Below are 14,276 nucleotides of genomic sequence, written 5' to 3' on the forward strand. Positions count from 1 at the left end.
CCGCCACCCCGCCCGACGCCGCCGATCCCCTCACCGGCGAGGACCCGGTCCGCACGCCGCCCCTGCTCCACGACCTCGACGGAGTGGACGTCGACGTCGACATCACCCCTCCGGCGCAGCCCGGCTCCCTCTCGCTCTCCGTCGCCGCCGACGCCGTCGACCTCGCCGAGTCGGGCTCCACCGCCCTCCAGCGCCGGTTCACGGGCGGGCTCCCCACGGTCACCGTCACCGACTCGCGCGTCGGCGCGCAGAACGACTGGTACGTCCTCGCCTCGGCGAGCGCCCTCACCGGCCCGAGCGCCTCGATCGGAGCCGACCACCTCGGCTGGACCCCGCGCCTGATCACCGGCACCGGCGCCGTCGCGGGCGATCCGGTCGCCTCCTCCCTCGAGGGCGGCGCGGGCCTGCGCGACGCGCTGCTGCTCGGAGCCGCCGGCGGGGCCGGCACCTGGAGCGCCGACGCCGAGCTGCGGCTGCTGGCCGAGCCGGACGTCGAGGCCGGCTCCTACCGCTCGACGATCACGCTGTCGCTGTTCGCCTAGGCGCGGACCAGCGCAACGGCCGGGGACCGCGCCCCGCGGTCACTCCTGAGCGACCGCGACCGCCACGACGAGCGCGGAGTGGACCGTCGGCTCCGAGACGGCGAAGTAGCGGCTCGAGCCCTCGATCCAGGCCTCGGTCGCACCCTCCCTGGTGCGGAAGCGGACGGGCTCGTCGCTCGAGGTCCCGCGCCCGTCGGCCTTCGCGACCGCCTGCGAGCGCAGATCGGCGAGCACCTGCTCCGCCGTCGTCGCCCCGGAGGCCACGCGGTCGCGGACGGTGCGGGCGCGCACCGCGTCGATCCCGATGTCGCGTCCGGTCGCCAGCGCCGCGACCACCGCGCCGTCGCAGTGCGCGATGCTGATCCGCATCCGCTCCAGCGCCGGGTGCTCGCCGCGGAGCACCGGGCGGCCGTGCGGTCCGGAGCAGCGCTCGCAGCGCGCGTCCACGGCGACCTCGAGGGGATCGATCCCGAGCGTCTCGGCGGCCAGCTCGCGCACGAGGACCCGGCCGAGGAGGAAGCCGTCCCGGACCTCGCGCCGACTCGTCGCCTCGTAGCGCAGGCGCTCGGCGAGGGTGAGCAGGCGCAGCATCCGGTGGCGGGCGGAGTCGAGGACCTCGGGCCGCGCCCAGCGCAGCTGCACGTCGTCGGTGGCGAGGAGGGGGAGTCCGGTCATGCCCCGGACGCTACGCACGCCAGGCGACATCGGCGTGACGGGAGGGTGGCCGGAGGGAGACGGGCCGCTGTTGACTGGGAGGCGTGCAGACCTTCCTCCCCTACCCCGACTTCCACCGCAGCGTCCGCGCCCTCGACGGCAAGCGGCTCGGCAAGCAGCGCGTCGAGACGCTGCAGGTCATGCGGGCGCTGACCGTCCCGGGGTACGGCTGGCAGAACCACCCCGTCACGCGGATGTGGCGGGGCTACCGGCCGGCGCTGATGACCTACCAGCGCGAGACCTGCGCGGAGTGGACGGAGCGCGGCTTCGCCGACACGTGCCTCGTGAAGACCGAGGAGGCCCTCGCCGCCGCCCCGGAGGATCTCGCCGCCTACCTGACCGGCGACTACGCGCTCCCGCCGTGGTTCGGCGACGAGCGGCTGCACCTCTCGCACCGCTCGAAGCTCGTGGCCAAGGACGAGGACCACTACGGCCCGCTGTTCCCCGGCACGCCGCCGGGGCTCGGCTACCTCTGGCCCGTCGGCGCCTGAGCTCAGGCCGCGGGCGGGCGGAGGAACGGGATCGCGATGCGCGGACGGAACACCTCGCGCTGGTTCGCCTTCACCAGTCCGCAGATGATCAGCACGAAGTGCACCAGCCAGAGCACGGCGAACAGCGTGATCGGGATGCCGATCGGATAGAAGTCCTTCGCGAGCGGGGTGTCGGAGGCGGCGAAGAGCAGCACGACGTGCGCGCCGAGCGTCACGACCCCGATCAGGATCACCGTCAGGCCCCAGTTCGCCGCGTTCCGCGCGTTCTCGGCGGCGAGCCCGCCCTTCCTCCGGGCGGACGGGTACACGGAGGCCATGACGATGCCGCCCACGATCAGGCTGAGGAACGGGATCCCGATGAACGCGAGGAAGCCGAGAGCGTACGAGAGGGCGCCCGTGGGCGGTGCGGGGACGGCCTGCGGAGGCGCGACCGGAGCGGCCTCCGGGGTCGTCGCGTCGGCCGGTCGAGAGTCGGAGGAGGGGCTCGCCATGCCGACAGCCTAGGGAACGCCGTCCTCCGGGGGCGGTCAGGGTCTTTTCAGGCCTCTGGCCGGGCCTTCGTCTTCGGGGGCTCTCGGGTTAGTCTGTCGAGGTTGACCTGCCGCACGGAGCGTGCAGGGCGTCGGCCGCGGTCGTCGCAGCATCCGGGGGGATTCGCGAAGGAGAAGGTTTGGCGTCCGACAGAAGGACCACCGGTGGTGTGGTCAAGGCGATCGTGGGCTTCCTGGGCATGAGCGTCGTGGCCGGAGTCCTCGTGACCGCCACCGTCACCCCGGCCGTGGCGCTCGCCGGAGTCGCCGCGAACCAGTCGATCGGCGTCTTCGACGGCCTGCCCGACTACCTCGAGGTCGACAAGCTCTCCGAGAAGAGCAACATCTACGCGACCGGCTCCGACGGCCCGCAGCTACTCGCCTCCTTCTACGTCGAGAACCGCGTCGAGGTGCCGCTCGACCGCATCGCCCAGGCCGCCAAGGACGCCGCCGTCTCGGGTGAGGACCCCCGCTTCTACGACCACGGCGGAGTCGACCTCCCCGGCACGCTCCGCGCCGTCGCGCAGACCTACGTGCTCGGCAACGACGTGCAGGGCGGATCCTCGATCACCCAGCAGTACGTGAAGAACGTCCTCGTCGAGAAGGCCGTCCGCAACATCTCGGACGACGCCGAGCGCGCGGCCGCGATCGACGAGGCCACCCGGACCTCCCCCGAGCGCAAGCTCCGCGAGATGAAGCTCGCCATCGGGCTCGAGAAGCAGTACACGAAGGACCAGATCCTCCAGGGCTACCTCAACATCGCGTTCTTCGGAGGCACCACCTACGGCCTCGAGACCGCCGCGAACTACTACTACGCGACCTCGGCCGCGGACCTCTCGATCGCCCAGGCCGCGAGCCTCATCGCGATCGTCAACAACCCGGCCGTCCTGCGGATCGACCAGCCCGACAACCCGGACAACGGCGCCGCGAACGGCTACGCCCGCAACAAGGACCGCCGCGACTACATCATCGGCAAGATGCTCGAGGAGGGGAAGATCTCGCAGGAGGACCACGACGCCGCCGTCGCCGCTCCGATCGAGCCCCGCATCACCCAGCCCAGCACCGGCTGCTCGACCGCGGGCAACGCGGGCTTCTTCTGCGACTACGTCACCAACGTCCTGAAGAACAACGAGATCTTCGGCGCCGACGAGGACACCCGCTGGACCAACTTCCGCCGCGGCGGCCTCGACGTCTACACGACGCTCGACGTCGGCCTGCAGGACGCGGCCGTCGCCGCCGTCGACGCGCAGGTCCCGCAGACCTGGAACTTCGACGTCGGAGCCGTCTCCGTCAGCGTCGAGGTCGGATCCGGGCGCGTGCTCGCGATGACGCAGAACAAGAAGTACTCGCAGGATCCGGACGTCCTCACGACCGACCCGTCCTACAGCGCCGTGAACTACAGCACCGATCGGGCCAACGGCGGATCCTCCGGGATCCAGCCGGGCTCGACCTACAAGCTCTTCACGCTGGTGGAGTGGCTGAAGGAGGGCCACAGCATCAACGAGTCGGTCGACGGGACGCGCAAGTCCACCTGGGGCACCTTCACGGACTCCTGCGTCTCCGGCGGCACCGACACGAGCAACGAGACGAGCGCGAAGAACGACGAGGGCGGAACCGGCGAGGTCGGCACCCCGGTGTCCTTCACGAAGACCTCCCTGAACACCGGCTTCGTCGGCATGGCCCGTGAGCTCGACCTGTGCGGCATCCGCGACACCGCGGTCGACATGGGCGTGAAGCAGGGCAGCGGCGAGGAGCTCGAGCACAACCCGTCGTCGGTGCTCGGCACGAACTACGTCTCGCCCCTCTCGATGGCCGGCGCCTTCGCCACCATCGCCTCCGGCGGCACGACCTGCGACCCCGTCGCGATCGACCGCATCACCGACTCCGCCGGAGCCGACCAGCCGGTGCCCCCGGCGAACTGCCGCCAGTCGATCGACCGCAACGTCGCCGCCACCGCGGCCGTCGCGCTGCAGGCGACCTTCACCGGCGGCGGGACGGCCGTCGCCTCCCGCACCGGCGACGGCGTTCCGCTGATCGGCAAGACCGGCACCACCGACGACGCGAAGGCCACCTGGATGACCGGAGCGAGCACCCGCGTCGCGACCGCCGTCGGCGTGTTCAACGTGAAGGGCGACGCGAACCTGCGCCTCGGCCGCTACTCCTTCGACTCCGGATCCGCCGCCACCGCGCGCCACCGCATCTGGCCGGTCGTCATGCGCGCCGCCGACGCGACCTACGGCGGGACGGACTTCCCGGAGGCCGACGGCTCGCTGCAGGTCGTCCCGAAGGTCGACATCCCGGATGTCGTCGGGCTCTCCTCCGCCGACGCCGAGGCCAAGCTCGAGGCGGCCGGCTTCGGCGTCGTGCAGGGCGGCACGGAGGCGAGCGACGCCGCGGTCGGGACGGTCACCCGCGCCGACCCGTCGGGCTCGGCCCCGCGCGGCACCGCGATCACCGTGTTCACCAGCTCCGGCAACCAGAAGACCGTGCCGAACGTGACGGGCCAGGATCTGGAGGCCGCGAAGAACGCCTTCGGCGCAGCCGGCTTCACGAAGATCACGCTCGCCTGCGCCGAGGACCCGAAGGCGCCCGACGCCGGCCAGGTCACCGGGCAGGAGCCGGCCGGCGGCTCCCCCGTCGCTCCGGACGCCACGCTGAAGGTGACGATCACCGCGAAGAAGTGCCCCTGACCGGCGCCTGACGGCTCGCGAGAACGCGTCCGGCCCGCGAGGATCCTCGGATCCCGCGGGCCGGACGCGTTCCTGTCGGACGACGGCGTCGGAGCCGGCGCTACTGCCCGCGGCCCCGGATCGCGCCGACGATCGCGACGGTCGCGAAGTAGACGATGAGGGCCAGCACGCCGAACGAGGCGAGCGCCCCGCTGGCCTCGGCCCAGGGCCGTCGCTCGTCCGTCATGGTGCCGGGCATGACGATGTCGAGGGCGAACATGCCCACCGCCAGGGCGAAGCAGACGAGGCTCAGCACGAGCAGCGCCCGGACCGCCTTGCCCACGGGGTCGTAGTAGCGCGGGTTCGACATCGTGCCTCCGGTTCTCGTGCTCTCGTGTCTATCCCGCCCGGACCGCTGTGGCAAGCCGTGGGGACGCGAAGACCCCCGCCCCTCCCCCTCCGCGGGCGCCGCTCGCGACGACGGGCGGTGCCGTCGTCACGAGCGGTGTCTCGCGGAAGGAGGAGGGACGGGGGTCGGAGCGGGACCGGCTACGCGGCCAGCGGGAGGGCGGCGGCCGAGGTCACCAGCAGCTCGCCGGCGACGGCGTCGACGCGGACCGCGCCTCCGTCGGAGACCTCGCCGCTGACGAACAGGTCGGCGATCCGGTCGTCGATGGAGCGCTGGACGAGCCGGCGCAGGGGCCGGGCGCCGTACTGCGGCTCGTAGCCGTTCTCGGCGAGCCAGTCGACGGCCGCCTCCGTCACCTCGAGCGTCACCTCGCGGGGAGCGAGGCGGGAGCGCGTGGTGTCGAGGACGATGCCGACGATCTCCCGCAGCTGCTCGCGGCCGAGGCGGCGGAACAGGACGATCTCGTCGATCCGGTTGAGGAACTCGGGGCGCATCGCCTCGCGGAGACGGCCCATGACGCGATCGCGCAGGTCCTTCTCCGAGGCGAAGCCCTCGGCAGACGCGTCGCTCTGAGCGACGAAGCCGAGCGCACCCGACCGCGAGGCCAGGAACTCCGAGCCGAGGTTCGAGGTCATGATGATCACCGTGTTGCGGAAGTCGACCGTCCGCCCCTGGCCGTCGGTCAGACGCCCGTCGTCGAGCACCTGCAGCAGCAGGTTGAACACGTCGGGGTGCGCCTTCTCGATCTCGTCGAAGAGGACCACCGAGTACGGGTTCCGGCGCACGCGCTCGGTCAGCTGACCGGCCTCGTCGTAGCCGACGTACCCGGGAGGGGCGCCGACCAGCCGCGAGACCGTGTGACGCTCGCCGAACTCGCTCATGTCGAAGCGGATGACCGACTGCTCATCGGCGAAGAGGGAGCCCGCGAGGGTGCGCGCCAGCTCCGTCTTGCCGACACCGGTCGGACCGAGGAAGAGGAACGAGCCGACCGGGCGCGAGGAGTCGCCGAGGCCTGTGCGGCTGCGGCGGACGGCCCGGGCGACCGCGGTGACCGCGTCGTCCTGGCCGATGACCCGCTGGTGCAGCTCGGTCTCGAGGTGGGCGAGGCGCTCGCGCTCCCCCTCCGTGAGCCGCGACACCGGGATGCCGGTGGCGCGGGCGATGACGGCCGCGATCTCGGTCTCGCCGACGACCGCCTCCGCGGGGGCGCTGCCGGTGGCCGCGTCGAGCTCCGCCTGCACGGCGCTGATCTCGTCGCGGACGCGGGACGCCTCCTCGTAGTGCTCGGCCGAGACGGCCGCGTTCTTTTCGGCCTCCAGGGTCGCCAGACGCTCGAGCAGAGCTCCGGTGTCGACGCCGGCTCCGAGGCGGAGGCGGAGGCGCGCGCCGGCCTGGTCGATCAGGTCGATCGCCTTGTCGGGCAGCACGCGGTCGGTGAGGTACCGGGCCGAGAGCTCGACGGAGGCGCGCAGGGCCTCGTCCGTGAAGCGCACGCGGTGGTGCTCCTCGTAGGCGGGGCGCAGGCCGTGCAGGATGGCGACCGCGTCCTCGATGCCGGGCTCGCCGACGCGGACCGGCTGGAAGCGCCGCTCCAGTGCCGGGTCCTTCTCGATGGTGCGGTACTCCTTGAGCGTGGTGGCGCCGACGAGGTGCAGCTCGCCCCGGGCCAGACGCGGCTTGAGGATGTTGCCCGCGTCCATGCCGCCCTCGCCGCCGCCGCCCGCACCGACCACGGTGTGAACCTCGTCGATGAAGACGATCAGCTCGCCGGAGTGCGCCGCGATCTCGTCCATGGTGCCGGTGAGGCGCTCCTCGAAGTCGCCGCGGTAGCGGGTGCCGGCCAGCATGCCGGGGAGGTCGAGCGAGATCACGCGCTTGCCGCGCAGCTGCTCGGGGACCTCCTCCGCCACGATCGCGCGGGCGAGGCCCTCGACGATCGCGGTCTTGCCGACGCCGGCCTCGCCGACGAGCACCGGGTTGTTCTTGGTGCGGCGGCTGAGGATCTCGACGGTCTGCTCGATCTCGTCGGCGCGCCCGATGACCGGGTCGAGCCGGCCCTCGCGGGCGAGAGCGGTGAGGTCGGTGCCGAACTTGTCGAGCATCGGAGTGTCGGAGGCGGGCTGTCCCGCCTCCTGCTGCTGCGGGGCCTCGGTCTCGCGCATGCCCTGGGTGAGGGCCTCGGCGGTGACGCCGGCGCGGGCGAGGACCTGCCCGGCGGGGGCGTCCTGGCCGAGCACGAGCGCGAAGAAGAGGTGCTCGGGCTCGATGTAGGTCGAGCCGCTGGAGCGGGCGACCTGGTAGGCGTGGAACAGCGCGCGCTGCGCGCTGGGGGTGATGGTGGCCGCGTTCTGCGAGGCGTGGGCCTCGTCGGCCTGCGGGAGGCGCGCCTCCGCGGCGGTGGCGATGGCGGCGGGGTCGACGCCGATGCGGCGCACGGCCTGCGAGACGGTCTCGTCGTCGATGAGCACGCGGAGCACGTGCAGGGCGTCGAGCTCGGTCTGGCCGCGCTCGAGGGCGAAGCGTCCTGCGGACTGCAGGATGTCGCGGGTACGGGCGGTGAGGAATCGGCTGAGGTCGATCGACCGCGCCGCGCGGGCGCGCTCACCGTCGAGGTAGCGGGCGAGGAAGTCGTCGAACGAGCTCGCTCCGGCCTCGCTGTAGTTGTCGGGCACCTGTCCTCCTGAGGAAGTTGAGTCGGTTACGCTCAAGTTCAACGCAGGGGTGCCGTTCCTATTCCCGCCCCTCCCCCGCGAGATGCCGCTTCGGTCCACGGCACACCGCGGCGGGCGTTCCGACCGGCGTCTCGCGGGGACGGGAAGAGGCACGGACTCCGGGGAGTCCGTGCCTCTCTGCGCCGACGCGCATTTCCTCCGGGGTGGGAGCTCTAGGGGACGAGGTAGCCCGCCGCGCGGAACAGCTCGTACCACTCCGGCCGCGTGAGCGGCAGATCGGAGCCGAGGGCCGCATCGCGCACGCGCTGCTCGTTCGTCGTGCCGAGCACGACCTGCATGCCCGCCGGGTGGCGGGTGATCCAGGCGGTGGCCACGGCGATCGCCGGGACCCCGTACGTCGCTGCGAGCCGGTCGATGACGGCGTTCAGCTCGGGGTAGGCCGGGTTGTCGAGGAAGACGCCGGTGAAGAACCCCGCCTGGAAGGGCGACCAGGCCTGGACGGTGATGTCGTTCAGGCGGCAGTAGTCGAGGATGCCGGCGTCGCGCATGACGGACTGGTCCTCGCCGACCATGTTGGAGGCGACACCCTGCGCGATCAGCGGCGCATGGGTGATCGAGAGCTGCAGCTGGTTCGCCACGATCGGCTGGTTCAGCGACTTCTTCAGCAGCTCGATCTGGTACGGCGTCTGGTTCGAGACGCCGAAGTGCTTCACCTTGCCGGACGCGTGCAGCTCGTCGAATGCGCGGGCCACCTCATCGGGCTCGACGAGCGCGTCGGGCCGGTGCAGGAGCAGCACGTCGACGTAGTCGGTGCGCAGCGCCTTCAGCGAGCCCTCGACCGAGGCGATCAGGTGCTCGTACGAGAAGTCGAAGTAGGGGCCGTCCGGGACGATGCCCGCCTTGGTCTGCAGGACGACCTGCTCGCGCTCCGACGGGGTCAGCGCCATCGCCTCGGCGAAGCGCTCCTCGCAGCGGTGCAGCTCGCCGCCGTACACGTCGGCATGGTCGAAGAAGTCGATGCCGGAGTCGCGGGCGGCGCCGACGAGGCCGCGGATCGCCTCGTCGCTCATCTCGGGGATGCGCATGAGGCCGAGGACGACGTTCGGGGAGTCGACACCGGAGGTGCCGAGGGGGACGTGCTTCACAGGGAGTGCTCCTTCGTTGGATACCTCGTCCACGGTAGGCGCCCCGCCTGGGCGCCGTCCAACAGGGGGCGCTGGTGCGATTCATGCGGTGGAGTGGTGAATCGGCGGAGTGCGTTCACGATGCAGGACGAACGTGGTGCCACGACCCCGATTCCGCGGCAGGGAGGAAGTCCTTCGTCGTTCGTCCTGAGTTCTGAACGGCTTGTCCGCGCACCCCGACGGTGGAAGGCTGCGGCCATGACGATCGAGGTGCGCGCGGCCACCGTCTTCGACGACCTGGCGACGATGGTCGGCCCGAAGCGCCCCGACGCGAGCGTGTGCTGGTGCCTGAGCTACCGGCTCCGCTCCTCCGTCGAGAACCGGGCTCTCGCCGGTCCCGCTCGCGGTGCCCGGGTGCGGGAGCTCGTCGCGGAGGACCCTCCGCCCGGCGTCCTCGCGTACGACGGCGAGGAGGTGGTCGGCTGGGCGGCGGTGCACCCCCGGGCCGACACGAGCTACTCGACGAACCGGCGCATCCCGCACGTGGACGCCCTCGACGTGTGGAGCGTGTGGTGCCTGCGCGTGCGGCCCGGCTTCCGCGGGCGCGGGATCTCGCATCCGCTGCTCGAGGGCGCCGTCGAGTTCGCCCGAGCCCACGGGGCACCGGCGATCGAGGGCTATACGGTCGACAACCGCTGCGCGAAGGTCGAGCAGACGACGGCCAGCGTCGGCTGCACCGCCCCCCTCCGAGCGCGTCGGCTTCGCGTACGCGTCCGACGCGACCTCGGTGCTGAACGGGTTCCCGCGGGTCGTGATGCGTCTTTCTCTCGCACCCGTCAGGACCAGTCGCCGACGTACTAAGAGCGGGCACGCAGCAATGCCCAAAATGCAACAATCCTCTCGTCAGACGGTTCGTCCGATCCGATAATTACTGACGGTTCAACCACAAAAGAAATCTTCGCTTTCGCGAATCCAGCTGCATTTATCCGTTTACGCTGAGCCACACCCGAGTCGACGAGAGCATTCACTAACAATGGCCAGAGCGGGTCATCCGGCCGGGGGATCCAACTAGAAGCCGTTTCACCGGGCGTTGAAAATCTGTCATCAATAACAAAATTCATAGCTTGCCGACTTACGACCTTGCTGAGGAAGCTTTGGCTGAACACCTCTAGCGGCGTTAAGCCTCGATTCTGAACGACGAGTCGATCCAGCCCGTCGAAGCCGATGCGCGTGAGTTCCTCGGCCACTTTGCTAAGACCTGAGACAACCTCGAGCACCCGTCCGGTCGAATCGTCTACGATATGTAGCTCGCCTACGTCGATGCCTTCGCCCGGTTCGAACGTCAACGCTGGATCGGCTGCCCTAGAACCACTTACAATACGCAACACGTCCACTCGCGACCCGCTGAGACCAATAATACCGGTGGTTTCGAAATCAATAGTAAGGATGCGAACTGCACAGCGCACCAACTCAGTCCGCCCGACACTTAGGCCGACCATGTTCAACTTATCAATCGACAGATCGAGAAGCGCCGCGCCTCCCGCAAACCATTTCTGCGTCTCGGCATACGCCGAAATCATCGACCCCACATTCGCCGAGACATTCCCACCAAACTCCGAACCGGCGCCTGCTAAATTGACAAGCCGAGAGTGCATCTCGCCTTCCTGCCGAACAATAGCCTCGACAATTGAAGTGCCGAGAACTTCCTTACCGAATGTTATCCGGTCAGCCGCAAGCGATTGATTACCACTGCGGATACGTCTTAGAAGAAAAGGCACGATGAGCGCATCGTAGTACCGCTCGTGGTCGAAGGTGAAACTTAGGCGGTTTTCTTCTGCCGTTGCCGCGGAGATTCCGCAAAGCACAGTCAGGCGGTCACCCAAATACTGGTGACGTCCCGAAAAGGCCTCTATGCCCAACCCAACTAAAGCAGCAAGGAGGAAGTCCTCCTTGGAGAGCTCCCGCTCACCCAATTCCCACATCTGGCCCGCGCATTCAATCAAGATATCTCGAAGGTCTTCCACAGTCACGCCGACTACTCGCCCATGAGTAAGCTTATTCAGCTCGCGACGCAAGTATGCGTCGAGAAGTATATCGACGAGGTCGACCGTGTTCACCGCCGAATTCTGAATCCGACTCGTCTGTACAAAGTGGTCGAATACCCTTGCGAAAAATGGCAGACGGAGGAGCTCTTTATCCTGCTGCGTCAACGCGAAACGATAGTTGAACCAGGACGGATTTGTCTCAAATATCTGGTTGATTGTCTCAACAGGCCACCGTCCCATTTCGAGAATCCAATGGTCCGTCGACTCGAACGGATCAGCCGCGCTATCTAAGCTTGCACGATATTGGTTGGCAAGATACGAGGACCGCGCCGAGATAACAATCGTGCCATTATGTCCGAGCTTGCCGAGTAGCGGCTTGAGAGTGTCATAGGCATCTCGATAGCCAGCTCCACCCAGGAGTTCATCGAATCCGTCGATGACGAGAACGACAAGTCCATTTCGGCATAGGGTAGCAATTCGATCTGCAGTGAGTACGATGGTTGCCGCCACAGTCGCGTCAAGGACTGCCTCCAACGAAGAGAGTCGTACACCTGAGCAATCGATGTAGAGAAAAAGCGGCTCAATACTCTGAGACTCAGAAACATGGCGCAATCTTGTTCGAGCCATGTTGATGAGGTTGTGGGTCTTACCCACGCCGGCCTCACCGCTCAAGAAATATATTTGTGAAACCCCCTTATGAAGGGCTACCGACGAATCAAGCTTATTCACCAGCGTTGATTCGGAAGAAGCTCCTTGCAGTAAAAAGCTTTCTCCAATGCGATCAATATCTTTAACAAATGGCTCGAGTGGCAAAAGATTTTCTGGCACCGAAAATGAGCCAAAATTCTCCAGATCCCACCGGCTCTTAGTCTGGTAAGAATCAACAACCGCTTCTAGAAGTCGCGGTACGAGCACCGTCCAACTACTGATCTCCCGGAGAAGGTCCAAATATGACCCAAAACGATCGTCTGCTCCTTCTCTTTTCCATTCGCGAGCGCGGTCACCTGCGCGGATTCGAAAAGTGTCTACCCTCCTATCAACCCCTTCACTAATTCGTCGCTGCCATGTGACGACAAAGGGGCTAGTGGTCGACGCCACGTCAAATTGAATTGGCTGACCTCTTTCGGAAAATGGCTCAAGGTCGCGTCGAATTGCTGACTTGAACTGCTTTATCTCAGGATCTTCAGGCGCGATCGACGTCTGTAGGAAAGAGCGCAGCAATTCAAGCCTATCGGCATCTTCTATCTCCACTTCGCACTCGGGCTGCCAGCGATCGAGCATGTAGTAGTTCGCGGCAAAAATACCATCATTCACTCGAAGACTTTGAAAAAAGCCTATTGATCCATTCCTGATGCACACGAGCGGATTTTCGTAGACAACTCCCGTGTACGTTACTTTCAAAAACGGGGTGGAATCGTCCAGCCCAATTTCTTTACCTATTAAAAGCTGCTTTAAAGCATGAAATATTTCGCTGACGGCCGAGCGAAGCGCCTGAAAATCTTCCGGTGGAATGGGCGATGCAATGCCGCCATGACTGAGGAAATTTCGCAGTTGGTTTGCCGACTTGTCTCCTACCATCAGGCGAGCTGCGTCGAGCTGCAACGTGACAAGTCGTAAAATGTTTGGGTTGTGAGAAAACCGAACAGATACACTCCCAAGCAAATTCAAGTACGTTCGATACCCCCCTGAATTGGGGATTCGATCATCCGTGCCACGTAGGCCAATAAGAGGCAGTAGAAGGCAGTAGCTCAAACGCGCTTCCGCTTCGAGAAAAGAAAGCATTTCCCGCAACTTGTCTTCAGTGGGCTCGTTAAGCCCCACTTTTTGAAGTGTCAGGTCTAACGGTAAGGGCGTTACATGCGCATCCATTTTCAAATATTATCGCTCTGAGCGCCGTTGCTGCAAGCAGTGATTACCTAGGTTTATAGATCGAGCGAAAGGCTCCTCACGCGAAAGCAATACTTCGCTTGCCGCCCGCCGCCCGGAGACGAGGAACGGCCCCTCACCCGCGAGGGGAGGGGCCGTTCGCCGTGGAGGCCGGGACGTGGTGTCGACGCCTAGAAGTCCCAGTCCTCGTCCTCGGTGTTCACGGCCTTGCCGATCACGTAGGAGGAGCCGGAGCCCGAGAAGAAGTCGTGATTCTCGTCCGCGTTGGGCGAGAGGGCCGACAGGATCGCGGGGTTCACATCGGTGACCTGCTTGGGGAACATCGGCTCGTAGCCGAGGTTCATCAGCGCCTTGTTGGCGTTGTAGTGCAGGAACTTCTTGACGTCCTCGGTCAGGCCGAGCTGGTCGTAGAGGTCCTGCGTGTACTGCGCCTCGTTGTCGTAGAGCTCGTAGAGCAGCGAGAACGTGTAGTCCTTGATCTCGTCGCGCTTGGCCTGGTCGACCCGCTCGAGCCCCTTCTGGAACTTGTAGCCGATGTAGTAGCCGTGCACGGCCTCGTCGCGGATGATCAGGCGCACGAGGTCGGCCGTGTTGGTGAGCTTGGCGCGCGAGGACCAGTACATCGGCAGGTAGAAGCCCGAGTAGAAGAGGAACGACTCCAGCAGCGTGGAGGCGACCTTCCGCTTCAGCGGGTCGTCGCCGCGGTAGTAGTCCATCACGATGGACGCCTTCTTCTGCAGGTTCGGGTTCTCCATCGACCAGCGGAAGGCCTCGTCGATGTCCTGGGTGTTCGACAGGGTCGAGAACACCGAGGAGTACGACTTGGCGTGGACCGACTCCATGAACGCGATGTTCGTGTAGACGGCCTCCTCGTGAGGCGTGATCGCGTCCGGGATGAGCGAGACGGCGCCGACGGTGCCCTGCACGGTGTCGAGCAGGGTGAGCCCGGTGAACACGCGCATGGTGAGCTGCTGCTCCTGGTGCGTGAGCGTGTTCCACGACTGGATGTCGTTCGACAGCGGGACCTTTTCGGGCAGCCAGAAGTTGCTCGTGAGGCGGTTCCACACCTCGACGTCCTTGTCGTCCTGGATCCGGTTCCAGTTGATCGCCTGGACGGAGTCGACGAGCTTGAGCTTCTCGGGGGGAGTCATGATTCCTTCTCGCTGCTGCGGATGGGTCGTGCGGAGGGGGGT

The 14,276-nt window shown here is 66.8% G+C and carries 10 protein-coding genes and 1 pseudogene; 4 read left to right on the top strand and 7 right to left on the bottom strand.

What is annotated here, in order from left to right:
- The coding region (locus C5C46_RS17040) for a hypothetical protein (RefSeq protein WP_104227167.1) at positions 1 to 542 on the top strand (542 nt) is incomplete at its 5' end.
- A 39-nt stretch (positions 543 to 581) separates the two neighbouring features.
- Here C5C46_RS17040 and C5C46_RS14195 read toward each other — a convergent pair.
- Positions 582 to 1,217, bottom strand: a complete 636-nt coding sequence (locus C5C46_RS14195; protein WP_104224364.1) for a 4'-phosphopantetheinyl transferase superfamily protein — start codon at positions 1,215 to 1,217, stop codon at positions 582 to 584.
- A gap of 83 nt (positions 1,218 to 1,300) precedes the next feature.
- Between C5C46_RS14195 and C5C46_RS14200 the strand changes: the two genes are divergently transcribed.
- Positions 1,301 to 1,747: an MSMEG_6728 family protein gene (locus tag C5C46_RS14200; RefSeq protein WP_104227168.1), complete on the top strand. Its 447-nt coding sequence runs from the start codon at positions 1,301 to 1,303 to the stop codon at positions 1,745 to 1,747.
- Positions 1,748 to 1,749: 2 nt separating this feature from the next.
- Here the strand turns inward: C5C46_RS14200 and C5C46_RS14205 are convergent, their stop codons facing one another.
- Complete coding sequence (locus tag C5C46_RS14205) at positions 1,750 to 2,238, bottom strand: DUF4870 domain-containing protein (RefSeq protein ID WP_104227169.1); 489 nt, start codon at positions 2,236 to 2,238, stop codon at positions 1,750 to 1,752.
- A gap of 179 nt (positions 2,239 to 2,417) precedes the next feature.
- Between C5C46_RS14205 and C5C46_RS14210 the strand changes: the two genes are divergently transcribed.
- On the top strand, positions 2,418 to 4,967 hold the full coding sequence (locus C5C46_RS14210) for a transglycosylase domain-containing protein (protein ID WP_258059513.1): 2,550 nt from the start codon (positions 2,418 to 2,420) through the stop codon (positions 4,965 to 4,967).
- A gap of 100 nt (positions 4,968 to 5,067) precedes the next feature.
- Here the strand turns inward: C5C46_RS14210 and C5C46_RS14215 are convergent, their stop codons facing one another.
- The 3 genes from C5C46_RS14215 to C5C46_RS14225 all read right to left on the bottom strand — a co-directional run bounded on the left by C5C46_RS14215 (position 5,068) and on the right by C5C46_RS14225 (position 9,172).
- The gene (locus C5C46_RS14215) at positions 5,068 to 5,316 is read right to left on the bottom strand and encodes a hypothetical protein (RefSeq protein ID WP_104224361.1); all 249 of its coding nucleotides are present in this window, start codon (positions 5,314 to 5,316) and stop codon (positions 5,068 to 5,070) included.
- 179 nt (positions 5,317 to 5,495) lie between these two features.
- Entirely contained in the window at positions 5,496 to 8,027 is a 2,532-nt protein-coding gene (locus C5C46_RS14220) for an ATP-dependent Clp protease ATP-binding subunit (protein WP_104227170.1), read from the bottom strand.
- A gap of 212 nt (positions 8,028 to 8,239) precedes the next feature.
- Complete coding sequence (locus tag C5C46_RS14225) at positions 8,240 to 9,172, bottom strand: aldo/keto reductase family oxidoreductase (RefSeq protein WP_258059515.1); 933 nt, start codon at positions 9,170 to 9,172, stop codon at positions 8,240 to 8,242.
- Between the two features lie 237 nt (positions 9,173 to 9,409).
- Between C5C46_RS14225 and C5C46_RS14230 the strand changes: the two are divergent.
- Positions 9,410 to 9,980 (top strand): annotated as a pseudogene (locus C5C46_RS14230) (GNAT family N-acetyltransferase); the annotation flags it as partial.
- A 28-nt stretch (positions 9,981 to 10,008) separates the two neighbouring features.
- Here C5C46_RS14230 and C5C46_RS16665 read toward each other — a convergent pair.
- The gene (locus C5C46_RS16665; RefSeq protein ID WP_146079003.1) at positions 10,009 to 13,065 is read right to left on the bottom strand and encodes a hypothetical protein; all 3,057 of its coding nucleotides are present in this window, start codon (positions 13,063 to 13,065) and stop codon (positions 10,009 to 10,011) included.
- 188 nt (positions 13,066 to 13,253) lie between these two features.
- Positions 13,254 to 14,234, bottom strand: a complete 981-nt coding sequence (nrdF, locus tag C5C46_RS14235) for a class 1b ribonucleoside-diphosphate reductase subunit beta (RefSeq protein ID WP_104224358.1) — start codon at positions 14,232 to 14,234, stop codon at positions 13,254 to 13,256.
- Positions 14,235 to 14,276: the final 42 nt, after the last annotated feature.

The organism is Rathayibacter sp. AY1E6 (assembly GCF_002931115.1).
Taxonomy (GTDB): Bacteria; Actinomycetota; Actinomycetes; order Actinomycetales; family Microbacteriaceae; genus Rathayibacter.